Source organism: Methylomarinovum tepidoasis (assembly GCF_030294985.1).
GTDB classification, from domain to species: Bacteria; Pseudomonadota; Gammaproteobacteria; order Methylococcales; family Methylothermaceae; genus Methylohalobius; species Methylohalobius tepidoasis.
In genome coordinates this window covers 1,693,770-1,714,515 of the sequence record NZ_AP024718.1, presented here as the reverse complement: position 1 = coordinate 1,714,515, position 20,746 = coordinate 1,693,770, and the positions used below count along the sequence as shown (strand labels likewise).

Sequence of the window (20,746 nt, the reverse complement as noted above, 5' to 3'; positions counted from 1 at the left end):
CTACCCACGCCTCGAAGCGCTAAATTGAAGGATTTGCCTCAAAAAGTCAATAGAACGCCCCGTCAGCAGATTCGCGGCGGCAACTCGCCTCCGGGGCGAACCCTGATGGCGCAGAACTTGAACTCCGGGATCTTGGCGTCCGGATCGAGAGCCTCGTTGGTCAACAGGTTGGCGGCGGCCTCGTTGTAACAGAAGGCCATGAAAGTTGTCCCTCGCTGCATGCCGACATTCGCCCGGGCATAGGCGCTGACCCGCCCCCGGCGCGACTCCAGCGTCACCAGATCCCCGGGCGCCACCCCCAGATCCGCCAGATCCTGGGGATGGATCTGCACCACCGGATACGGCTCGATGGCGTCGAGCACACTGGCGTGGCGGGTCATGGCACCGGTGTGCCAATGCTCGAGCTGGCGGCCGGTGATGAAGACGAAGGGATAGTCGTCGTCCGGAAGTTCCGCGGCACGGGTGAATTCCGCCGGCACGAACAGCCCCTTGCCTGTGGGCGTGGGGAAGCTCTCGGTGAAGATGACCGCTTGCCCCGGGTCGCCCTCCTTCTCGCACGGATAGGTGACCGAATCCTCCTTTTCCAGCCGCTCCCAGGTGATGCCGGCGATGCTGGGCATGGCCCGGCGCATTTCCTCGAACACTTCCCGGGGGCCGGGATAATGCCAATCCAGCCCCATCCTCCGGGCGATCTCCTGGATGATCCACAGATCCTGACGCGCCTCTCCCGGCGGGTCGATGGCCTGGCGGCCGAGCTGGACCCGGCGGTCGGTATTGGTGAAGGTGCCGGTTTTCTCCGGGAAGGCCGAGGCCGGCAGCACCACGTCGGCGAATCCGGCGGTTTCGGTGAGGAAGATGTCCTGCACCACCAGATGCTCCAGCTTGGCCAGAGCGGCGCGGGCGTGGGCGACGTTGGGATCGGACATGGCCGGATTCTCGCCCTCGATGTACATGCCGCGGATCTGGCCTTTTTCGATGGCGTGGATCACTTCCACCACGGTCAGGCCCGGTTCCGGATCCAGCTTGGCGTCCCAGAGCCGTTCGAAGAATTCCCGCGCCTTGGGGTTGCCTACCGGCTGGTAATCGGGGAACACCATCGGGATCAAGCCGACGTCGGACGCGCCCTGGACGTTGTTCTGCCCCCGCAGCGGGTGCAGGCCGGTGCCGGGACGGCCGATCTGGCCGGTCATCAGCGCCATGGAAATCAGGCAGCGGGCGTTGTCGGTACCGTGAACGTGCTGGGAAACGCCCATGCCCCACAGGATCATCGACGCCTTCGAGGTCGCGTACAGCCGCGCCACCTCACGGATGGTGTCGGCGGGAATGCCGCACACCGGGGCCACCCGCTCGGGGGCGTAGTGCTTCAGGTGATGGCGCAGGTTGTCGAAGCCTTCGGTGCGTTTGTCGATGAATACCTGATCGTACAGGCCCTCCTCGACGATGACGTGCATGATGCCGTTGAGCAGCGCCACGTCGGTGTCGGGACGGAACTGCAGGGCGTGGGTGGCGAAACGGCAGATCTCGGTGCGGACCGGATCGGCGACGATCAGCTTGGCCCCCCGACGGGCAGCGTTCTTGATCCAGGTGGCCGCCACCGGATGGTTGACGGTGGCATTGGAGCCGATGAGGAAGATCACCTCCGCCTGCATCACGTCGGCCACGGGATTCGACACCGCCCCCGAGCCGATGCACTCGAGCAGCGCCACCACCGAGGAGGCGTGGCACAGGCGGGTGCAATGATCGACGTTGTTGCTGCCGAAACCGGTGCGCACCAGTTTCTGGAACAGGTAGGCCTCCTCGTTGCTGCCCTTGGCCGAACCGAAACCGGCCAGCGCCTTGGGGCCGTACTGGTCGCGGATGCGTTTCAAGCCGCCGGCGGCCCTGTCGAGCGCTTCCTCCCAGCTGGCCTCGCGGAAGACCTCGTGCATCCGCGCCGGGTCAAGCAGCTCGGTAGTCTTGGGCGCCCCTTCGCGGCGGATCAGGGGCTTGGTGAGGCGATGGGGATGATGGACGTAATCGAAGCCGAACCGGCCCTTGACGCAGAGGCGGCTATGGTTGGTCTCGCCGTCGCGTCCTTCCACGTAGAGGATGCGGTCGCCGCGGACGTTGAAGGTCAGCAGGCACCCCACCCCGCAGTAAGGACAGGTGGAATCCACTTTCTTATCCACCTGCAGATGGCCCACATCGCCGGCCGGCATCAGAGCCCCGGTGGGGCAGGCCTGGACGCATTCCCCGCAGGCGACGCAGGTGCTGTCCCCCATGGGATCGTCGAAATCGAAGACGATTTTCGACTTGGCCCCGCGGAAGGCGTAACCGATGACGTCGTTGGCCTGTTCCTCGCGGCAGGCGCGCACGCAGCGGGTGCACTGGATGCAGGCGTCGAGGTTGACCGCCATCGCCGGGTGGGAAAGATCCGGCGCCGGCTGCGGGCGGCCGGGGAACCGGGGATCGGCCACCCCCAGCTTTTCGGCCCACAGATCCAGTTCGGAATCGTCCCGGTAGGGGGACTTGCCCTGCTCCGGCATGTCGGAAAGCAGCAGCTCCAGGACCATCTTCTGCGATTTGAGCGCTCGTTCGCTTTTGGCTTGGACCTTCATGCCCTCTTTGGGGGCGCGGCAACAGGACGGCGCCAGCACCCGCTCGCCCTCGATCTCCACCACGCAGGCGCGGCAGTTGCCGTCGGCGCGGTAACCCTCCTTGTAGCACAGGTGGGGAATCTCGATGCCGTGACGCTTGGCCGCCTGCAGAATGGTCTCCCCCTCGTGGGCGGTGATCTCCCGGCCGTCGAGGGTGAAGGTGACGGTCTTGAGGTCTTCGATGAATTCGGGATTGGCAGCCATCGCTCAGCCCTCCAGTTCGTGGGGGAAATACTTGAACACGCAGCGGATGGGGTTGGGCGCCGCCTGCCCCAGACCGCAGATGGAGGCATCGGCCATCACCTGACACAGGTCGTCCAGGCGCGCCCGGTCCCACTCGCCGTTTTCCAGCAGCAGCGCCGCCTTGGCGGTACCCACCCGGCACGGGGTGCACTGGCCGCAGGACTCGTCCTCGAAGAACTTGATGGCGTTGAGGGCCAGATCCTTGGCCTTGTCGTGCTGGGAGAAGACCACCACCGCCGCCGAGCCGATGAAACACCCGTAAGGGTTCAGCGTATCGAAATCTAGCGGGATGTCACCCAGGGAGGCCGGCAAGATGCCGCCGGAAGCCCCGCCGGGGAAATAGCCGTAGAATTCGTGGCCGTCGAGCATGCCGCCGCAGTATTCGTCGATCAGCTCCCTGACGGTGATGCCGGCCGGCGCCAGATGCACCCCCGGCTTCTTGACCCGCCCGGAGACGGAGAAGGACCGCAGCCCCTTGCGGCCGTGACGGCCGAAAGCGGTGAACCAGTCCGGGCCCTTCTCGACGATGTCGCGCACCCAGTGCAGAGTCTCCATGTTGTGCTCCAGGGTCGGGCGGCCGAACAGCCCCACCTCCGCCAGATAAGGGGGCCGCAGGCGCGGCATGCCACGCTTGCCCTCGATGGATTCGATCATGGCCGACTCCTCGCCGCAAATGTAGGCCCCGGCCCCGCGGCGCAGGTGGATCGGCGGCAGCCAGCCCCTGACCGGGGGATCGGCCTGCAACCTGGCCAGCTCGGTCTGGAGGATCTTGCGCGCCGCCGGGTACTCGTCGCGCAGGTAGATGTAGATCGCCTCGCAACCGACCACTCGGGCCGCCACCAGCGCCCCTTCGAGGAAGCGGTGGGGATCGGATTCCAGATAATGGCGGTCCTTGAAGGTGCCCGGTTCCCCCTCGTCGATGTTGACCGCCAGATAGCGCGGCGCCGGTTGCTTTCTGACGATGTCCCACTTGACCCCGGCCGGGAAACCGGCGCCCCCCAGGCCACGCAGCCCGGCATCCTTGAGGGACGCGATCACGGTTTCAGGATCGCGGCGGCCCTCCACCAGCCCCAACAGCAGCTCGTATCCGCCTTGGGCCCGGTAGGCGTTGTAGTCGATGTAATCGGGCACCGGCGCCTCGACCGCTTTGGCCTCGACCGCCGCCCGCACCTTCTCCGGCGTCGCCCGGTCGATGGGATTCTGGCCGACGACGGCCACCGGGGCGTGCTGGCAGCGGCCCACACACGGCGCCGGCAACACCCGCACCTGATCGCCGAGCGCCTGTTTGAGGGCGTCGATCAGCTCGTGGGCGCCGTTCATCTGGCAGGCCAGCGATTCGCACACCTGGATGGTCAGGGGCGGCGGCGGGGTCTCGCCTTCCTTGACGACATCGAAGTGGTGATAAAAGGTGGCCACTTCGTACACTTCCGCTTGAGACAGATTCATCTCGTGCGCCAGGGCCCGCAAGTGCCGGGCGGAGATGTGCCCGTAGGTATCCTGGATCTTGTGCAGATGTTCGATGAGCAAATCGCGGCATCGGGGCTCGTCCCCCAGCAATGCCCGGATCTCTTCCAGGGCTTTGAGGTCCACCGGCCGTCCCCGGTTGATCCGGCCTTTCTTCTTGCGTGCCTGTTCCGCAGCCATGCGCTGTACCTTTACAGTTGGGTGACACCGGGGCAAATCTAAACCAAGGACGCCCCGGAATTCAAATGCTATTGTTGACCGCTTAGTTTCATTTTACGAAACAATGTACCTCGGCCGCCGCTTCCGCCTGTTTCAAGCGGTCGCGCAACACCTTGGACTGGGGCGGATCGCGGAACACCCCGCCGCGCTCACCGGGCATCGATTTCAGGTTCTTGAACACTTGCGCCTCGGAATAGGTCTGATGGTCCAGGCGCCTGGCCACCTCGTCCGCCTTGCAGCTGCAGTGGTAAAGGTTGTCGTAATTCTGCCCGCCGTGCTCGCGCATGCACTGGAACACGTACTCGACACGAGCCTGGGTGGGCCAGTCGTTGACCGGCCGCGGCGGCGCGGGGGACGCTTCGGCCTGCGCCTTGGAACCGCCGGACTGTGAGGCACAACCGGCCAGCAGCGCAAACCCGATCAGGAAGGCGGAACGACGCATCGACACTCCCATGACTTCTCCTTGACGTGAATGGTTGGGATACAATTGGATTCCAGCAATTCTACCAATCCCACGAGGCAGCGTCATGGCAGAACCGGCGAAGCGTCTGGCAACCTACGAGGATTTGTGCCGGGTCCCGGAACACCTGGTGGCCGAAATCATCGACGGCGAACTGATCGTCCACCCCCGCCCGGCGCCCAGACACGCTCACGCGGCATCCATGCTGGGCGGGGAAATCATTCATCCATACCATAAAGGCAGCGGCGGCCCCGGCGGCTGGTGGATTCTCGACGAACCGGAGGTCCACCTCGGCGCTGACGTGGTCGTGCCCGACCTGGCGGGCTGGCGGCGCGAGCGGCTGCCCCGGCTGCCCGACACCGCTTGGTTCGAGATGGCGCCCGACTGGGTCTGCGAAGTGCTGTCGCCGGCCACCTGCAAGACCGACCGCAAGCGCAAGATGCCTCTCTACGCGCGCCACGGCGTGTCCTGGCTGTGGCTGGTGGATCCGGAAACCCGCACCCTGGAAGCCTATCGCCGCCAGGACGGGCGGTGGCTGCTGCTCCACACCTTCGCCGACCAGGACCCGGTGGCCGCCGAACCGTTCCAGGCCGTACCCTTCGGCCTCGGAAGCCTCTGGGCCGATTAAACCGCGATCTCGTCGAAACGGCGCACCTGATGGTGGCGGGCGCCGTCGTCCAGCTCACCGTCGCGCACCAGTTGCACCGTCTCCATGCCGGCTTCACGGGCGGCGTCCAGTTCCTCAGGCACATCCGACAGGAACAGGATTTCCGCCGGCGGCCGTCCGATCCGCGCGGCGATGCGGCAATAGCTTTCGGCCTCGCGCTTGGGGCCGGTGCGGGTATCGAAATAGCCGGAGAACAGCGGCGTCAGATCCCCGTAGGGAGTGTGGCCGAACAACAATTTCTGGGCCGGCACCGAACCGGAGGAGAAGACGTACAGGTCCAGCCCCTTCTCCTTCCATTCCCGCAGCTTCGCCGCCGCATCCGCATAGACATGGCCCTGAAAGTCGCCGCGCCGGTAGCCGGCCTCCCAGATCATCCCCTGCAACGCCTTGAGGGGCGGCGCCTTTTCGTCCCGGTCGCTCCAGGCTTCCAGCCGGGCGATGACTTCGTCCAGGGAAAGATCCCGGCCGGCGATGCGGCGGACCTCGTCCAGAAGTTCCCGCACTTCCGGCGCGTTTCGACGCGCCCGCACGAAATCCGCCAGCCGCCGGCGGGCGTAGGGAAACAGCACGTCCTTGACGAAGCTCAGGGACGAGGTGGTCCCTTCGATGTCGGTGAGGATGGCGCGGATCATGCCCCGACCTTCGCCAGCCAGTCCTCCAACCTGGGGAAGCGCGCGGCGATGTCGCTGCCGGTGTAATCGGCCTGCCAGCCTTCCGGGGTGGTGAACAGGCGGATGCACTTGAGCTCGGGACGCGCGCCCATGTCGAACCAGTGACGGGCGCCGGCGGGCACGCTGATGAGATCGCCGGCCTCGCACAGGACGATGTGGACCTTGTCGTCGGGATGGAGATAGAACAGTCCGCGGCCGCCGACGAAGAAGCGCACCTCGAAGTCGCTGTGAGTGTGCTCGGAAAGGAACTTGGCCCGCAGCGCCTCGCGGTCGGGATGGTCCGGGGTGACGGCGATGACGTCGGCGGACTTGAAGCCGTATCGCCGCTTCAGGCGCTCCACCGGGTCGGCGTAGGCGGCCAGGATGGCCTCGGGGCCGGCGTCGGCCGGCAGGGGTTCTCCGGCCTCCCAGCGCTCGAACAGCACACCGATCCGGTCCAGACGGGCGGCGATTTCCTCGGGATCGGTGATCTTTTCGAACGGCTCGAAGCCGGTCTCGGGGGAAACGGTCAACAGGCTCATGATCTCACTCCGTACAGTCTCACTTCACAGTCGAACATGAATTCCAGGGCTTCCACCGCCGTCAGCGCCGCCGCCACGCTGCGTCCCCAGGCATAGAAGCCGTGGCCGGCGATGATGTAGGCGTGCAGGCGGCGGTGGCGCTCGATCCACTGATCCACCTGGCGCGCCAGCCGCGGGATGTCCTGGTCGTTGGCGAAGATCGGCACCACCAGGCGGTGGGCGTGGGTGTCGATGCCGTCGAGGGCCTTGAGCAGCTCGTGGTCGGCCAGCACCAGCTCGCCCTTGAACAGGCGCGAGGCCAGCACCGCCGCCGGGGAATGGGGATGGAGCACGGCGCGCACTTCGGGAAAGCGGCGGTAGATCCCCAGATGCAGGCCGGTTTCCGCCGACGGACGGCGGCCGTCGAGGGAACGGCCCTCGGCGTCGATACGCAGGATGTCGCCAGCCGTCAGCCTGCCCTTGTGGCGGCCGGAGGCGGTGATGGCGATGGTGCCGTCGTCGAGGCGGGCGGAGAAATTGCCGCTGGTGGCCGGCACCCAGCCACGGCGGTACAGTTCCCGCCCGGCCTCGACCAGTTCGGCGGCGAGGGTGTCGAAGCCGCTCATGGCGCCTGCAGATTGTCGATCAGACGGGTCCGGCCCAGCCAAGCGGCGGCCAGGATCACCAGTGGCCGGTCGTCCGGCCCCGCCTCCCCCAGATCGGGGCGGCGGATCTCGAAATAGTCCGGCCGGAAACCGGCCTTTTGCAGATATTCCAATTGGCGTCGGCACAGGGCGGTAAAATCCCGCTCTCCTGCGGCGATGGCGTCGCGGGCCTGACACAGGCTGCGGTAGAGCAGCGGCGCCCTGGCCCGCTCGGCGGGGGTGAGATAGCCGTTGCGGGAGCTCAGCGCCAGGCCGTCGGCCTCGCGCACGATGGGCACGCCGACGATCTCCACCGGGAAATCGAGATCGGCCACCAGGCGGCGGATCACCTGCAACTGCTGATAATCCTTCTCGCCAAAGACGGCCACATCCGGCTGGACGATATTGAACAACTTGGCCACCACCGTGGCAACGCCGCGGAAATGGCCGGGACGGCTGGCGCCACAGAGAATCTCGGTGATCCCCAGCACCTCGACGAAGGTGGATTCGGCCGTGGAACGGGGATAGATTTCGGCCACAGATGGGGCGAACACCAGATCGGCGCCCCGCGTCTCCAGCTTGGCGCAGTCCGCCTCCAGGGTGCGGGGATAGCGGTCGTAGTCCTCGCCGGGGCCGAACTGGAGCGGATTGACGAAGATGCTCACCACCACCCGGTCGCCGCAGCGGCGGGCGGCATCCACCAGCTGCAGGTGACCTTCGTGCAGGTTGCCCATGGTGGGCGCCAGGGCGATGCGCTGCCCGGCACGGCGCCAACCCTCCAGGCAGGCGCGCAGGTCGGTGATGCGGTCAATCCGGCGCATCGGCGTCCCCTGTCGCCAGGCTGAAATCCACCCCTTCGTACACCGCCGCCAGGGCGCAGCTGAAATCGACGCTGGCCAGCTCCAGCCGTGCCGCTTCGCCGGCGAAGCTGAACAATTCCCAGCGTCCCTGATCGTTGCGGCGGAACACGTCCACGGCATAACGGCGCGGGTCGGCCAGCACGTATTCCCGCAAAGCGGAAAGCCGCCGGTACCAGGCGAACTTTTCCCCGCGGTCTAAACCCTCGGTGGTCGGCGACAGCACTTCGATCACCAGCAACGGATGATCCTTGAAATAAACCCGCCTGCGGTCTTCGGCATCGCAGGTCACCAGCACGTCCGGATAGAAGAACGCCTCCCCCGCGTCGATGCGGACCTTCATGTCGGAGATGTAAGTGCTGCAGGGCGTTCCACGCAGGTGGGATTGCAGCAGGAAACCAAAATTCATGGTCAGACGCACATGGCCGTCCGCCGCCCCCACCATGGCATATACCTGGCCCTGGAGGTATTCATGTTTGACCGAGGCGGTCTTCTCCCCCTCGAGGTAAGCCTGCGGCGTCAGCCGCAGGGATTCGGCTCGTACGGACATCGCTCCCCCTCCTCAGTAGGATTGTTCGGCGGTGGGAAAGCGGCCCTTCCGGACCGCCTCCACGTAAGCGCGCACCGCCCCCTCGATGCTGCCCCCTGCGGCGAGGAAATCCTGCACGAAGCGGGGCGGCCTGCCCTCGAACCACAGCCCCAGAAGATCGTGAAGCACCAGCACCTGACCGTCGCAGTGAGGCCCGGCGCCGATGCCTATGGTGGGTACGGCAACTTCGGCGGTGACCGCCTCGGCCAGGGTCGCCGGGATGCACTCGAGTACCAGCAGGTCAACACCGGCTTCCTCCAGCAGGCAGGCGTCCTCCAGCAAACGCTGGGCCGTCTGGGGATCGTTGCCCTGCACCCGGTAACGGCCCAGACGGTGGATCGACTGGGGCAGCAGGCCCAGGTGGCCGCACACCGGGATGCCTTCTGCCACCAGCGCCTTCACCGCCTCCAAACGCTGGCGGCCACCCTCCAGCTTTACCATCTGGGCGCCGGCCCGCATCAGTTCGGCGCCGCTGGCGACCGCCTGGTGTGGATGCGCATAGCTGGCGAAAGGCAGATCGGCCAGCAGCAGGGGACACTCCAGGCCGCGGCGCACGCAGCCGACATGATAGGCCATCTGTTCCAGGGTCACCGCCACCGTGGCCGGCTGCCCCTGAACCACCACGCCCAGGGAATCCCCCACCAGGGCCACATCCACCCCGGCCCGCTCCAGCACCCGGGCGAAGGTGGCGTCGTACACGGTCAGGCAGGCGATCTTGTCGCCCCGAGCCTTGCGCGCGCGCAGTTCGGGAACGGTGATCGGTGCGGTCATAAACGCTCCAGCCCCTCGGCGGGGCAGTGTCGGACCAGTTCGGACAACGGACCGTGGCCGGGCACATAGAGATCCGCCGGCGCGATCTCCGCCAGGGGAAGGAGCACGAAACAGCGCTCGGCCAGACCGTAATGGGGCACGGTTAGATCCTCGGTGCGGATGCAGGCGCGGCCATAGAGCAAAAGATCCAGATCCAGGGTTCTCGGCCCCCAGCGATCGCCTTCCCGGACCCGACCCTGGGCGGCCTCGATGGCCTGGAGTTCGGACAACAATTGCGGCGCTGCAAGTTCAGTATCGACCGCCATGACCGCGTTGACGTAGTCGGGCTGATCCTGAGGCCCCATGGGGCGGCTGCGGTAGAGACTGGAAAAGGCGGCCTCCTTGACCCCGTCCAGATCAGCGATCGCGGCCCGCGCCCGTTCGAGCTGGCGCACCGGTTCCCCCAGATTGCTGCCGAGGCCGATGTAGGCGCGGATCGCGGTCATGATTCGCTGGTCTCCCTGGGTTTGGCACGGCGGCGGGAACGGCGCCGCCGGCGGCGGCCTCTGGCCGGCCCCTGGATCATCTTGCGGCGCTCGCTTTCGCCGGCCTGCTGGAAGCGGGTCCACCATTCGGCCAGCTCCGGCTCGATCTCTCCCGCCTCGCTGCGCAACAGCAGAAAGTCGTAGGCGGCGCGGAAGCGGGGGTGACTCAGCAACCGCAGCGGCCGGCCGCCCTGGCGGCGCTCGAAGCGGGGCTGCAAGGTCCAGACCTCGCGCATCGGCAGCGCCACCCGCTTGGGGATGGCCACGTGACGGACCTGCGCGCTGAGCACTTCGCTGGCGGCCTCCTGTACCGCCACCGCCGACGTGGCCCCCTCGGCCTGACGCCGCAGCGCTTCGAGGCGCACCGGCTCCCACAACAGCGCCGCGTAGAGGAAATAGGGCGTCACCGGCGCATCCTCGGCCACGCGGCGGTCGGTGTTCTCCAGCGCCTTGGCCACCAGGGTCAGGGGGAACCCGTCAGGCTGCCGGGCCAGGGCCCTCTCGGTGAGCGGGAACAGGTGCCCGAACAGGCCGTAACGGCGCAGCGCCTCGAAAGTCTGCACCGCACAGCCGGACAGGAACAACTTTAGCACCTCCTCGTAGAGGCGGGCCGGGGGAATGTCTTCGAGCAAGTGGGCCAGACGCGGCAACAGCAGCCGGCAGGACTCGTCGAGCACGAAGCCGAGCTTGGTCATGAAACGGACAGCCCGCAGCATCCGCACCGGATCCTCGCGGTAACGCACCTCCGGTTCGCCGATCAGACGCAGCACCCCGGCCTTCAGGTCTTCCATGCCGCCGACATAATCGACCACCGAGAAGTCGGCGATGTCGTAATACAGGGCGTTGACGGTAAAATCCCGGCGCCAGGCATCTTCCTCGATGGTGCCGTAGACGTTGTCGCGCAAGACCCGCCCGGTTTCCTCTTCCCGGACCCAATCCCCCGCCCCTTCGGGGGCGGCGGCACGGAAGGTGGCCACCTCGATGATCTCGCGCCCGAAACGCACATGAGCGAGGCGGAAACGGCGGCCAATCAGACGGCAGTTGCGAAACAACTTGCGGATCTGTTCCGGATGGGCATCGGTGGCGACGTCGAAATCTTTGGGTTCGCGACCCAGCAACAGATCGCGCACACAGCCGCCCACCAGGCAAGCGCGGAACCCAGCCTTGTGCAGCCGATACAACACCTTGAGGGCGTTCGGACTGATCTGGCGCCGGGAAATCGAGTGCTGGGATCGCGGATAGATGCGGGGACCGGGATGGGCAGCAGCCGGCTTGGGCGCCTCCTCGGGTTTCAGGAGTTTTTTGACCAGATTGAGAATCGGCAAGGCTCGTCGTGGCAGGTTGATGTCAAATCCCCATGTTGGCCAACGCTACCATGATGTCGTTGAGAATGGCGGTCAGGCGGGGATGTTCCACTTCGAAACGGAGCAGTTCCTCCTCCAGCTCCGCCAGCAGACCGTGATGGCTTTCCTCGCCACCCTCCGCCAACTGGCGCTCGACCCGGAGGGCCAAATCCTCGAGGCGCTGGCGGGTAGCCTCGTCCGCCTCCAGATTCTCCAGTTCCGCCCGCAGACGCGCCAATCCTTCGCTCAATCGGCGTTTGCTTTCTTCACTCATCAAGGTACTCCAGCGTTGCGATGGAGGAAAATCCTACCACAGCCCCAAACTTGCAGCACCTATAAAGGCGCTCGCTGACAGGGACGGATGCCCTTATAATGCTAAGCTTGTAGCTGGATTTTCAAAAAACCACAGTCTTGAGGAGGATGACTACCGATGACCGCTATTCCTGATACCTATAAGATCAAGATCCGCACCGAGGAGTTCCTGGCCCATCCCGCCCTCACCGCCACCTTCGTGGTCCTGTTCTTCGGTCTCACCTTCGCCCGCCTGCCTGCCTTGCTGTACATGCTCATGCTGGCGGTGGAGGTTTACATCGCCATGTTTTTCGGTGTCCGTTTCGCCCAGGAAGACCAGAGCGGCGAGACTGGTCCCGTCCAGAGCCAACCCAGCGAAGAAACCTCCTGATTCCCAATCGGGTAGCGCCATGGAATTCAGCCTTCACACCGGAAACCCGCTCAAAAAACCCACCGACTGTCTGATCGTCGGGGTTTACGACAAACGCAAGCTCACCCCCACCGCCCAGCTCCTGGACGAGGCCACCGACGGCCGCCTGGGCAGGGTGCTCAAGCGCGAAAACTTCAAGGCTGAGCCCGGCGACACCCTCCGCCTGCCCCAGCTCGACGGTTGTCGTGCGGAGCGGATTCTGGTGGTCGGTCTGGGCAAGAAGAAGGCGCTCGACGCCAAACGCTATGCCAAGGCCATCGATGCCACCGCCAAGGCGGTGGTCGGGATGCCGGTGAAGAAGGCGCTGTGCGCCCTGCCCGATGCCGCCGTCCCCGACCGTGATGCCCGCTGGCAGGCCCGTCAGATCCTGCAGCGGTTCACCGACGCCACGTACCGCTTCACCGAGCTGAAAAGCGAACCAGGCGAACCGCCCGCCCTGTCCCGGATCGATCTCCACCTGGAGGACAAGGCCCGAGGCGATGCGGTCGAACGCGGCGCCCGCGAGGGACTGGCCATCGCTTCCGGCATGAAGCTGACCAAGGATCTGGGCAACCTGCCGGGCAACGTCTGCACCCCCGCCTATCTGGCGGAACAGGCCCGGAAACTGACCGACCGCCACGCCAAGATCACGGCGACGGTGCTGGAAGAAGGGGATATGGAAAAGCTGGGGATGGGGGCGCTGCTGGCGGTTTCCCGCGGCAGCCGCCAGCCGGCCAGGCTCATCGTCCTGGAATACCGCGGCGGCAAGGCCAAAGACCAACCCGTCGCCCTGGTGGGCAAGGGCCTGACCTTCGACGCCGGTGGCATCTCCATCAAGCCGTCTCAGAACATGGACGAGATGAAGTACGACATGTGCGGCGGCGCCAGCGTGCTCGGCACCTTCGAAACCGTGGCGCAATTGGGGCTGCCCATCAACCTGGTGGGCATCGTCCCCGCTTCGGAGAACCTGCCCGACGGCAACGCGATGAAGCCCGGCGACATCGTCAAGAGCCTGTCCGGCAAGACCATCGAGGTGCTCAACACCGACGCCGAGGGCCGCCTGATCCTGTGCGACGCCCTCACCTACGCCGAGCGTTTCCAGCCGCAGACGGTCATCGACATCGCCACCCTGACCGGCGCCTGCATCGTCGCCCTCGGCCGCCACGCCTCAGGACTACTGGGCAACGACGACGATCTGTGCCGGAAATTGCTCGACGCCGGGGAAACCAGCCTCGACCGCGCCTGGCAGCTGCCCCTGTGGGAGGAATACCAGGAACAGCTCAAGTCCAACTTCGCCGACATGGCCAACATCGGCGGCCGTGAGGCCGGCACCATCACCGCCGCCTGTTTCCTGGCCCGCTATGCCGAAAACTTCCGCTGGGCCCATCTGGACATCGCCGGCACCGCCTGGAACACGGGCCAGAACAAGGGGGCCACCGGACGCCCGGTGCCGCTGCTGACCCAGTTCCTCCTCGACCGGCTCGAATGACCCGGGTCGATTTCTACGTCCTGCCGGGCGCCGACGCCAGCGCCCGGCGGGTGTTCGCCTGCCGTCTGGCGGAAAAAGCCTGGAAAGCAGGTCACAAAATCTTCATCCGCGTGAACGATGCCGCCGAGGCGGGCATCCTGGACGAGCTGCTCTGGACCTTCCGCCAGGGCAGCTTCGTCCCCCACTCACTGGCGGAGAACCGCGACAACGATCCTTTGGCCGCCGTCCTCATCGGCACCGGCGCGGCACCGGAGGACTTTCACGATTTCCTCATCAACCTCGCCCCCGACGTGCCGGAGGACTGGGCCCATTACCGGCGCCTCGCCGAAATCGTCGATCAGGACGAGGCGGTGCGCCAGGCCGGGCGGCAAAAATACCGCTTCTATCAGTCCCAGGGGCTGGAACCGGCAACCCACAAGATCGACTGAACCGAACGAAAATGAAACTGCATTTCCTGCTGCTGCTTCTGTTGCTGGCGCCAGCGCTGCCCGCCACAGAACGCCTGCGCCTGGCTACCACCACCAGCACCGACAATTCCGGGCTGCTGGCGGCCATCAATCCAGTCTTCACGGCGCGCACCGGCATCGCCGTGGACGTGATCGCCGTCGGCACCGGCAAAGCGCTGAAGCTGGGCCGGAACTGCGACGTGGATGCGGTGCTGGTGCACGCCCCCGCCGCCGAGAAGGCGTTCGTCGAGGCCGGTTATGGCATCGACCGTCTGGCGGTGATGCACAACGACTTCGTCATCGCCGGCCCCAGGGACGATCCAGCCGGCATCCGCCAGGCCAAAACGGCCGCCGAAACCCTCGGCAGAATCGCCCTGGCGAAGGCGCCCTTCGTCTCCCGCGGCGACGACTCGGGCACCCACAAGAAGGAAAAACAGCTGTGGCGGCAAGCCGGCATCGAACCGCAAGGCGGCTGGTACTATTCAATCGGCCAGGGGATGGGAGCCGCGCTCGGATTCGCCCACGAAAAGCTCGCTTACCTGCTCACCGACCGCGGCACCTGGCTGGCGATGCGGGACAAGCTGCCGGATCTGACCGTCGTCTTCGAAGGCGACCCGGCCCTGTACAACCCCTACCACATCATCGCCGTCAACCCGAAACGCTGCCCCAAGGCCAACTTCGATGCGGCCATGCGCTACGCCGCCTTCCTCACCGGGCCGGTGGGGCAGAAGCTGATCGGCGAGTTCAAGGTCGGCGGCAGGCAACTGTTCCATCCCGACGTGCTGCCCTGATTTCCTAAAAACAGTGGCGCACCCAAGGAAACGTTCCTATTCCTATACCGCCCTCGGGGAATATCGTCGAGAAGGGGCCTGTGTTTACCCGTCTGAATTTGAAAACCCGGATCAACCTCGTCATCGCCGCCATCCTGCTGATCATCACCTTCATCGGCAGCGCCCTGGTCATCCGTCACGTGCGCGATTCGGTGGCCGAGGAAACCCGTTCTGCCCTGCAGCTGGCCTGGGAAATGGTGGAAGCCAGCCACCTGCAGGGGCCCCTGCCCGACGAGCAGGCCGCCGCCTGGCGGGCGATGCTGGAACGCCTGGGGCAGTTGCGTCACGTCCGCCTGTTCATATTTCAGGACGGGGCGCCCCTGCCCCCACCCCTTTCCCGGCCCCCCTCTGACGTGCCGGCCTGGTTCGCCCGCCTGGTGCAGCCACCGCCCGCCATCCTGGAACAGGCCATCTCCACCCGACAGGGCCGGGTGCTGCGGGTGCGGCTGGTGGCCGATCCGGCCGACGAAATCGCCGAAGCCTGGGAGGAAACCCAATTGTTCCTCGGCCTGATCCTGTTTTTGGCCGGCGGCTGTTTCCTCGCGGTGTACCAAGTGCTGGGGCGCGCCTTCCAGCCGGTGGAGACGGTCTTGACCGGGCTGGTGGCCCTGGAGCGGGAAGCCTACGACCATCGTCTGCCGGACTTCCCCGAGCCGGAGTGGAACCGCATCGCCCGGGCCTTCAACCACTGCGCCGAGGTGCTTCAGCAGACCCGCCGCGACAACCGCAGCCTGACCCGGCAGCTGCTGAAGGTGGAGGAGGAAGAACGCCGGGCCCTGGCGCGGGAGCTGCACGACGAGCTGGGGCAAACCCTCAGCGGCATCAAGATGCTGGCGCAGTCGATCCGAAACAACCCTAAGACCGAAGCGGCCGAGCGCGCCGCCGGGCTGATCGCCGCGCAGGTCGATCACCTGTTCGCGCTCCTGCGCGCCATGATCCACCGCCTGCGTCCCCTGATGCTGGACGACCTGGGACTGTGCGCCGCCCTCGACGCCCTGACGGACGGCTGGCGGCAACAACACGCCGACATCGCCATCGACCTGCGCTGCGATCCCTTCGTGGAACGGCTGCCGGCGGAACACCAGATCCATGTCTACCGCATCGTTCAGGAAGCCCTGACCAACGCCTTCAGGCACGCCCAGCCCCGGAAAATCGCCATCCGCCTGGAACCCCACCAGAACTGGCTGCGGATCGCAATCCGCGACGACGGCGCCGGCGCCGAACCGTCCCGCCTGCGGCAGCGGGGATATGGCCTTCGGGGCATGCGCGAACGGGCGGAAAGCTTAGGGGGCCGTCTTCAGGTGACCACCGCACCGGGAGCGGGATTTACGTTGACGATTCTATTGCCTTTCGAGGAGGAAGCCCGTGACCATCCGTGTCATGCTGGCGGATGACCACGCCGTTGTCCGCGCCGGCCATCGGTTTCTGCTGGATCAGAGCGGCGACATCCGCATCATCGCCGAGGCCGAGGACAGCGACGGCGCCTACCAAGGCTATTTCGCCCATCGTCCCGACGTGCTGGTGCTCGACCTGTCCCTGCCGGGCGCCGGCGGGCTGACCGTCATCCGCCGTATCTGCAGCCGCGATCCCGAGGCCAAGATCCTGGTGTTCACCATGCACGAAGAGGCGTTATACGCCAAACGGGCCCTGGAAGCCGGCGCCAGAGGCTACATCACCAAGAACGCCGACCCCGACATCCTGCCGGCGGCGATCCGCCGCATCGCCGAAGGACGGACCTACGTGCTCGAAGCCATCGCCAGCCAGCTGGGGAAGCGGCATCCCGGCAAAGAAGACCCCGAAAATCCGCTTGCCCGCCTCACCCAGCGGGAATTCGAGATCTTCTGCCTCGCCGCCCAGGGGCTGTCGGTACCGGAGATCGCCGCCCGGCTGTACATCAGCCACAAGACCGCTGCCAACCACATGACCCAGATCAAACGCAAGCTCGGGGTCGGCACCCTCGGGGAACTGGTGCGCCTGGCTTATCGGCACAATCTCGCCACCGATTGATCCCTTCCACTTGGGCGACCGACGCGCGACAATAATCCGCGATTTTCAAGTTCAGATTGAGGAGGCCCAAAATGCTGTATGCCCGACCCAACACCGATGGCGCCAAGGTCAGTTTCCGCCCCCGCTACGACAATTACATCGGCGGTCAGTGGACCCCGCCGGTCAAGGGCCAGTACTTCGAGGACATCACTCCGGTCACCGGCCAGCCCTTCTGCGAAGTGGCCCGTTCCACGACCGAAGACGTGGAAAAGGCCCTCGATGCCGCCCATGCCGCCAAGGACGCCTGGGGCAAGACCTCACCGGCCGAGCGCGCCAATATCCTGCTCAAGATCGCCGACCGCATGGAAGAAAACCTGGAAGCCCTGGCGGTGGCGGAAACCTGGGACAACGGCAAGCCGATCCGCGAGACCCTGGCCGCTGACATTCCCCTGGCCATCGACCACTTCCGCTACTTCGCCGCCGCCGTCCGCACCCAGGAAGGCGGGATCTGCGAACTGGATGACAAGACCGTCGCCTACCACTTCCACGAGCCTTTGGGCGTGGTGGGCCAGATCATCCCCTGGAACTTCCCCCTGCTGATGGCCGCCTGGAAGCTGGCCCCGGCGCTGGCGGCGGGCAACTGCGTGGTCCTCAAACCGGCCGAACAGACGCCGGCCTCCATCGGCGTCTGGCTGGACCTGGTGGGGGATCTGATCCCGCCGGGGGTGGTTAACGTGGTCCAGGGCTTCGGGGTCGAGGCCGGCAAGCCCCTGGCCCAGAGCCCCAGAATCGCCAAGATCGCCTTCACCGGCGAGACCACCACCGGGCGTCTGATCATGCAGTACGCCTCGGAGAACATCATTCCCGTCACCCTGGAGCTGGGGGGCAAGTCGCCCAACATCTTCTTCGAGGACGTGATGACGAGCGGTGAGGAATACCTCGACAAAGCCCTGGAAGGCTTTACGATGTTCGCCCTCAACCAGGGCGAGGTCTGCACCTGCCCGTCACGGGCCCTGATCCAGGCCTCCATCTACGACGAGTTCATCCCCCGGGCCATCGAACGGGTCAAGGCCGTCAAGGTGGGCGATCCCCTCGATACCGACACCATGATGGGGGCCCAGGCCTCCAGCGAGCAGAAGGAGAAGATCCTCTCCTACCTGGACATCGCCCGCCAGGAAGGGGCCGAATGCCTGGTGGGCGGCGGCCCGCTGGAAATGCCCGGAGACCTGGCCGGCGGCTACTACATCCAGCCGACCGTGTTCAAGGGGCACAACAGGATGCGCATCTTCCAGGAGGAGATCTTCGGCCCGGTGCTGGCGGTGACGACCTTCCAGGACGAAGATGAAGCTCTCAAGATCGCCAACGACACCCTCTACGGTCTCGGCGCCGGGGTCTGGACCCTGAACGCCAACCGTGCCTACCGCATGGGCCGGGGCATCCAGGCCGGGCGGGTGTGGACCAACTGCTACCACCTCTATCCGGCCCACGCTGCCTTCGGAGGCTACAAGCAGTCCGGCATCGGCCGCGAGACCCACAAGATGATGTTGGATCACTACCAGCAGGTGAAAAACCTTCTGGTGAGCTACGACACCAAGCCGCTGGGATTCTTCTAAGGTGTCCATCCCGACCCCGGCCCCACCGGGGTCTTTCCTTTTCAGGAGGTGACGACATGACCGAAACCGTTCCCCGCGTGGTCGCCACCGAGGCGGCCCTGGAACTGATCGAAAAACTCAAGGGAAAACACGGCCCGCTGATGTTCCACCAGTCCGGCGGCTGCTGCGACGGCTCTTCGCCCATGTGCTATCCCCAAGGCGAATTCAGGGTCGGCGAGCAGGACGTGCGGCTGGGGGAGATCGGCGGCTGTCCCTTCTATATCAGCCGGCCCCAGTTCGAATACTGGCGCCACACCCAGCTCATCATCGACGTGGTGCCGGGCCGCGGCGGCATGTTCTCCCTGGAGGGGCCGGAAGGGGTCCGCTTCCATACCCGCTCGCGCCTGTTCACCGACGAGGAGCTGCAGCGCCTGCCTCCGGTGGACGCCCCGCCCTAGGGAACATCTGCGTCTTCCAGTCTTCCAATGGCGGAGACAGCGGAACCAACGAGAGGAGGAAACCCGATGAGTCCCGGAACCGTTCGCCTTCTGACCCTTTTCTTCCTACTGTTCATGGTGGCGTTCAGCTTCCTGCCGGTTCCCGGCACCACCCTGATCATGCTCTACGTGGTGCTGTTCCGTCCCCGCTGGTTCAAGCGCCTGGTGGACTTGATCTATGGGGAGGCGGGGCAGCCTGCGCTCCTGGCGGCATCGACCTATGACGCCCCACCGGAAAAGAAAGACCCAGACCCTCGGCAGGGCAACACCGAAAAGCCCTGACGAGGCTTTGAGCGACACGCGCGAAAATGGGCGCCCCGTCGTCGTCGCCAGCGCCTGCCTGCTGGGGCAGGCGGTGCGCTACGACGGCGGCCACAAGCACGCCCCCCATCTCGACGTCCTGGCGGAGCATCTGGAAATCCGCGGCATCTGCCCGGAAGCGGGCGCGGGCCTGGGCACCCCGCGGCCGCCGATGCATCTGGTCGAGGCGGACGGACAAATCCGCCTGCGCGAGTGCCATGATCCGGACCGCGACCACACCGAAGCGCTCCAGCGCTTCGCCCACGATCACATTCCGCTCCTGGCCCGGGCCGACGGCTTCATCGCCAAGAGCAAATCTCCCAGCTGCGGCATGGAGAGAATCCCGGTGAAAGACCCACAGGGGAATTTCCGCCACTACGGCAGCGGCCTGTTCACCCACAGGGTGCGCTGTCATCTTCCCTGCCTGCCAGTGGAGGAGGAAGGCCGGCTGCGCGATCCGGCGCTGTGGGAAAATTTCCTCCAGCGGGTCTTCGTTCACCGGCGCTGGCGCCAGCTTCGCGCAGAAGGACTCACTCCCGCCAGGCTCATCGACTTTCACACCCGCCACAAGTACCTGGTGATGGCCCACAGCGTGGCCGCCTACCGCCGTCTCGGCCGCCTCCTGGCCCAGGTCTGCAGACTTTCCCTGGAAGCCTTGGGCACCGCCTATTTCACCGAACTGATGAGCGCCCTGGCGCAACCGGCGCAGCGCGGCAACCACGCAGGCGTCCTTCAGCGCCTGGCCGGTTGCTTAAGCGGCCACCTGAGCGCCGCCGACCGCCGGGAATTGGCCGAGGCCATCGAGCGTTACCGCCGCGGCGAAGCCACCCTGGAGGTTCCGCTTACCTTGCTGCGTCACCACCAGCAGCGCATCCGGGATCCCTATCTGGCCCGCCAGTACTACCTGGCGCCCTACCCCGCCGCCCTGGAGCTGCGCAACGCCATCTAGCATCAGTCCTTCCGGGGCTTTTCCATGCGCTCGCGCCAGCGCGCCATGCGCTTGCGGCGCATCTCCTGCAATTTCTCCCACTGCTCGGCCGTCAGCACTTCCTTGAGACGGCGGCGGGTTTCCTCGTGGATGGCCCGGATCTTCTTCTGCTGTTCCCGCAGGATCTCGCGCACTTTGGGCCGCTGCTCCGGAGTCAGCTGCAGGCGCTCCTCCAGACGATCGAGGCGCTTCTCCACCGGCGGCAGCCCGGCGGGAGGACGGGCCAGGGCTGCGGTGCAGGCCAGCAGCGAGATGGTCAGCAGGATCTTGGTCTTCATCGGGTTTCCTCCTTGTCACAGAACGCAGCATTCAGCCGCCTCCATTCAACCA

Annotated in this window: 24 protein-coding genes; 11 read left to right on the top strand and 13 right to left on the bottom strand. The window is 65.9% G+C overall.

Annotated elements, in window-relative coordinates:
* Nucleotides 1-62: 62 nt before the first annotated feature.
* The 3 genes from fdhF to MIN45_RS08635 all read right to left on the bottom strand — a co-directional run bounded on the left by fdhF (nucleotide 63) and on the right by MIN45_RS08635 (nucleotide 5,004).
* A complete protein-coding gene (gene fdhF, locus MIN45_RS08645) occupies nucleotides 63-2,840 on the bottom strand; it encodes a formate dehydrogenase subunit alpha (protein ID WP_286291579.1) in 2,778 nt (925 codons plus the stop codon).
* Nucleotides 2,841-2,843: 3 nt separating this feature from the next.
* Nucleotides 2,844-4,523 carry an NAD(P)H-dependent oxidoreductase subunit E gene (locus MIN45_RS08640; RefSeq protein ID WP_286291578.1) on the bottom strand — a complete coding sequence of 560 codons (1,680 nt, stop codon included), beginning with the start codon at nucleotides 4,521-4,523 and terminating at the stop codon, nucleotides 2,844-2,846.
* Between the two features lie 88 nt (nucleotides 4,524-4,611).
* The gene (locus MIN45_RS08635; RefSeq protein ID WP_286291576.1) at nucleotides 4,612-5,004 is read right to left on the bottom strand and encodes a hypothetical protein; all 393 of its coding nucleotides are present in this window, start codon (nucleotides 5,002-5,004) and stop codon (nucleotides 4,612-4,614) included.
* Between the two features lie 85 nt (nucleotides 5,005-5,089).
* On the opposite strand from MIN45_RS08635, the gene MIN45_RS08630 reads away from it, so the two are divergent.
* Nucleotides 5,090-5,650, top strand: a complete 561-nt coding sequence (locus MIN45_RS08630; RefSeq protein ID WP_286291574.1) for a Uma2 family endonuclease — start codon at nucleotides 5,090-5,092, stop codon at nucleotides 5,648-5,650.
* On the opposite strand, the gene mtnC is transcribed toward MIN45_RS08630, so the two are convergent.
* The 9 genes from mtnC to MIN45_RS08585 are packed head-to-tail and all read right to left on the bottom strand — an operon-like array spanning nucleotide 5,647 to nucleotide 11,862.
* A complete protein-coding gene (mtnC, locus tag MIN45_RS08625; RefSeq protein WP_286291571.1) occupies nucleotides 5,647-6,321 on the bottom strand; it encodes an acireductone synthase in 675 nt (224 codons plus the stop codon). The two genes, MIN45_RS08630 and mtnC, sit on opposite strands and share 4 nt — an antisense overlap.
* Nucleotides 6,318-6,881, bottom strand: a complete 564-nt coding sequence (locus MIN45_RS08620; protein ID WP_286291569.1) for a 1,2-dihydroxy-3-keto-5-methylthiopentene dioxygenase — start codon at nucleotides 6,879-6,881, stop codon at nucleotides 6,318-6,320. Before MIN45_RS08620 ends, mtnC begins: the two co-directional genes overlap by 4 nt.
* Nucleotides 6,878-7,486 (bottom strand): methylthioribulose 1-phosphate dehydratase, encoded by a 609-nt coding sequence (locus MIN45_RS08615; protein ID WP_286291567.1) that lies wholly within the window; start codon nucleotides 7,484-7,486, stop codon nucleotides 6,878-6,880. Before MIN45_RS08615 ends, MIN45_RS08620 begins: the two co-directional genes overlap by 4 nt.
* A complete protein-coding gene (panC, locus tag MIN45_RS08610; protein WP_286291566.1) occupies nucleotides 7,483-8,325 on the bottom strand; it encodes a pantoate--beta-alanine ligase in 843 nt (280 codons plus the stop codon). Before panC ends, MIN45_RS08615 begins: the two co-directional genes overlap by 4 nt.
* Nucleotides 8,312-8,911, bottom strand: a complete 600-nt coding sequence (locus MIN45_RS08605) for a Uma2 family endonuclease (RefSeq protein WP_286291565.1) — start codon at nucleotides 8,909-8,911, stop codon at nucleotides 8,312-8,314. The genes panC and MIN45_RS08605 overlap by 14 nt, the downstream gene beginning before the upstream one ends.
* Nucleotides 8,912-8,923: 12 nt before the next feature.
* A complete protein-coding gene (gene panB, locus MIN45_RS08600) occupies nucleotides 8,924-9,721 on the bottom strand; it encodes a 3-methyl-2-oxobutanoate hydroxymethyltransferase (RefSeq protein WP_286291564.1) in 798 nt (265 codons plus the stop codon).
* Complete coding sequence (folK, locus tag MIN45_RS08595; protein WP_286291563.1) at nucleotides 9,718-10,206, bottom strand: 2-amino-4-hydroxy-6-hydroxymethyldihydropteridine diphosphokinase; 489 nt, start codon at nucleotides 10,204-10,206, stop codon at nucleotides 9,718-9,720. The genes panB and folK overlap by 4 nt, the downstream gene beginning before the upstream one ends.
* Entirely contained in the window at nucleotides 10,203-11,570 is a 1,368-nt protein-coding gene (gene pcnB, locus MIN45_RS08590) for a polynucleotide adenylyltransferase PcnB (protein ID WP_422732655.1), read from the bottom strand. Before pcnB ends, folK begins: the two co-directional genes overlap by 4 nt.
* Before the next feature lie 22 nt (nucleotides 11,571-11,592).
* On the bottom strand, nucleotides 11,593-11,862 hold the full coding sequence (locus tag MIN45_RS08585; RefSeq protein ID WP_286291562.1) for a DUF4404 family protein: 270 nt from the start codon (nucleotides 11,860-11,862) through the stop codon (nucleotides 11,593-11,595).
* A gap of 156 nt (nucleotides 11,863-12,018) precedes the next feature.
* Here MIN45_RS08585 and MIN45_RS08580 point away from each other — a divergent pair, with 156 nt between their 5' ends.
* The 10 genes from MIN45_RS08580 to MIN45_RS08535 all read left to right on the top strand — a co-directional run bounded on the left by MIN45_RS08580 (nucleotide 12,019) and on the right by MIN45_RS08535 (nucleotide 20,377).
* On the top strand, nucleotides 12,019-12,270 hold the full coding sequence (locus tag MIN45_RS08580; protein WP_286291561.1) for a hypothetical protein: 252 nt from the start codon (nucleotides 12,019-12,021) through the stop codon (nucleotides 12,268-12,270).
* Between the two features lie 19 nt (nucleotides 12,271-12,289).
* Complete coding sequence (locus MIN45_RS08575) at nucleotides 12,290-13,777, top strand: leucyl aminopeptidase (protein WP_286291560.1); 1,488 nt, start codon at nucleotides 12,290-12,292, stop codon at nucleotides 13,775-13,777.
* Entirely contained in the window at nucleotides 13,774-14,205 is a 432-nt protein-coding gene (locus MIN45_RS08570; RefSeq protein WP_286291559.1) for a DNA polymerase III subunit chi, read from the top strand. Before MIN45_RS08575 ends, MIN45_RS08570 begins: the two co-directional genes overlap by 4 nt.
* 11 nt (nucleotides 14,206-14,216) lie before the next feature.
* Nucleotides 14,217-15,014 carry an ABC transporter substrate-binding protein gene (locus MIN45_RS08565; protein ID WP_286291558.1) on the top strand — a complete coding sequence of 266 codons (798 nt, stop codon included), beginning with the start codon at nucleotides 14,217-14,219 and terminating at the stop codon, nucleotides 15,012-15,014.
* An 80-nt stretch (nucleotides 15,015-15,094) separates the two neighbouring features.
* The gene (locus MIN45_RS08560; protein ID WP_286291557.1) at nucleotides 15,095-16,447 is read left to right on the top strand and encodes an ATP-binding protein; all 1,353 of its coding nucleotides are present in this window, start codon (nucleotides 15,095-15,097) and stop codon (nucleotides 16,445-16,447) included.
* Nucleotides 16,419-17,060: a response regulator gene (locus tag MIN45_RS08555; RefSeq protein WP_286291556.1), complete on the top strand. Its 642-nt coding sequence runs from the start codon at nucleotides 16,419-16,421 to the stop codon at nucleotides 17,058-17,060. The genes MIN45_RS08560 and MIN45_RS08555 overlap by 29 nt, the downstream gene beginning before the upstream one ends.
* A gap of 71 nt (nucleotides 17,061-17,131) precedes the next feature.
* Nucleotides 17,132-18,652, top strand: coding sequence for an aldehyde dehydrogenase (adh, locus tag MIN45_RS08550; protein ID WP_337250343.1), 1,521 nt, complete (start codon nucleotides 17,132-17,134; stop codon nucleotides 18,650-18,652).
* A gap of 56 nt (nucleotides 18,653-18,708) precedes the next feature.
* On the top strand, nucleotides 18,709-19,089 hold the full coding sequence (locus tag MIN45_RS08545; RefSeq protein WP_286291555.1) for a DUF779 domain-containing protein: 381 nt from the start codon (nucleotides 18,709-18,711) through the stop codon (nucleotides 19,087-19,089).
* A gap of 66 nt (nucleotides 19,090-19,155) precedes the next feature.
* Complete coding sequence (locus MIN45_RS08540; protein WP_286294180.1) at nucleotides 19,156-19,410, top strand: hypothetical protein; 255 nt, start codon at nucleotides 19,156-19,158, stop codon at nucleotides 19,408-19,410.
* A 7-nt stretch (nucleotides 19,411-19,417) separates the two neighbouring features.
* Nucleotides 19,418-20,377, top strand: a complete 960-nt coding sequence (locus MIN45_RS08535) for a DUF523 and DUF1722 domain-containing protein (RefSeq protein WP_286291554.1) — start codon at nucleotides 19,418-19,420, stop codon at nucleotides 20,375-20,377.
* 2 nt (nucleotides 20,378-20,379) lie between these two features.
* Here MIN45_RS08535 and MIN45_RS08530 read toward each other — a convergent pair whose 3' ends face one another.
* Nucleotides 20,380-20,694: a Spy/CpxP family protein refolding chaperone gene (locus MIN45_RS08530; RefSeq protein WP_286291553.1), complete on the bottom strand. Its 315-nt coding sequence runs from the start codon at nucleotides 20,692-20,694 to the stop codon at nucleotides 20,380-20,382.
* Between the last annotated feature and the right edge of the window lie 52 nt (nucleotides 20,695-20,746).

Bases quoted from the DNA above. Each gene is read 5' to 3' on its own strand.
- fdhF (WP_286291579.1), bottom strand. From the start codon at position 2,840: ATGGCTGCCAATCCCGAATTCATCGAAGACCTCAAGACCGTCACCTTC.
- MIN45_RS08640 (WP_286291578.1), bottom strand. From the start codon at position 4,523: ATGGCTGCGGAACAGGCACGCAAGAAGAAAGGCCGGATCAACCGGGGA.
- MIN45_RS08635 (WP_286291576.1), bottom strand. From the start codon at position 5,004: ATGCGTCGTTCCGCCTTCCTGATCGGGTTTGCGCTGCTGGCCGGTTGT.
- MIN45_RS08630 (WP_286291574.1), top strand. From the start codon at position 5,090: ATGGCAGAACCGGCGAAGCGTCTGGCAACCTACGAGGATTTGTGCCGG.
- mtnC (WP_286291571.1), bottom strand. From the start codon at position 6,321: ATGATCCGCGCCATCCTCACCGACATCGAAGGGACCACCTCGTCCCTG.
- MIN45_RS08620 (WP_286291569.1), bottom strand. From the start codon at position 6,881: ATGAGCCTGTTGACCGTTTCCCCCGAGACCGGCTTCGAGCCGTTCGAA.
- MIN45_RS08615 (WP_286291567.1), bottom strand. From the start codon at position 7,486: ATGAGCGGCTTCGACACCCTCGCCGCCGAACTGGTCGAGGCCGGGCGG.
- panC (WP_286291566.1), bottom strand. From the start codon at position 8,325: ATGCGCCGGATTGACCGCATCACCGACCTGCGCGCCTGCCTGGAGGGT.
- MIN45_RS08605 (WP_286291565.1), bottom strand. From the start codon at position 8,911: ATGTCCGTACGAGCCGAATCCCTGCGGCTGACGCCGCAGGCTTACCTC.
- panB (WP_286291564.1), bottom strand. From the start codon at position 9,721: ATGACCGCACCGATCACCGTTCCCGAACTGCGCGCGCGCAAGGCTCGG.
- folK (WP_286291563.1), bottom strand. From the start codon at position 10,206: ATGACCGCGATCCGCGCCTACATCGGCCTCGGCAGCAATCTGGGGGAA.
- MIN45_RS08585 (WP_286291562.1), bottom strand. From the start codon at position 11,862: ATGAGTGAAGAAAGCAAACGCCGATTGAGCGAAGGATTGGCGCGTCTG.
- MIN45_RS08580 (WP_286291561.1), top strand. From the start codon at position 12,019: ATGACCGCTATTCCTGATACCTATAAGATCAAGATCCGCACCGAGGAG.
- MIN45_RS08575 (WP_286291560.1), top strand. From the start codon at position 12,290: ATGGAATTCAGCCTTCACACCGGAAACCCGCTCAAAAAACCCACCGAC.
- MIN45_RS08570 (WP_286291559.1), top strand. From the start codon at position 13,774: ATGACCCGGGTCGATTTCTACGTCCTGCCGGGCGCCGACGCCAGCGCC.
- MIN45_RS08565 (WP_286291558.1), top strand. From the start codon at position 14,217: ATGAAACTGCATTTCCTGCTGCTGCTTCTGTTGCTGGCGCCAGCGCTG.
- adh (WP_337250343.1), top strand. From the start codon at position 17,132: ATGCTGTATGCCCGACCCAACACCGATGGCGCCAAGGTCAGTTTCCGC.
- MIN45_RS08545 (WP_286291555.1), top strand. From the start codon at position 18,709: ATGACCGAAACCGTTCCCCGCGTGGTCGCCACCGAGGCGGCCCTGGAA.
- MIN45_RS08540 (WP_286294180.1), top strand. From the start codon at position 19,156: ATGAGTCCCGGAACCGTTCGCCTTCTGACCCTTTTCTTCCTACTGTTC.
- MIN45_RS08530 (WP_286291553.1), bottom strand. From the start codon at position 20,694: ATGAAGACCAAGATCCTGCTGACCATCTCGCTGCTGGCCTGCACCGCA.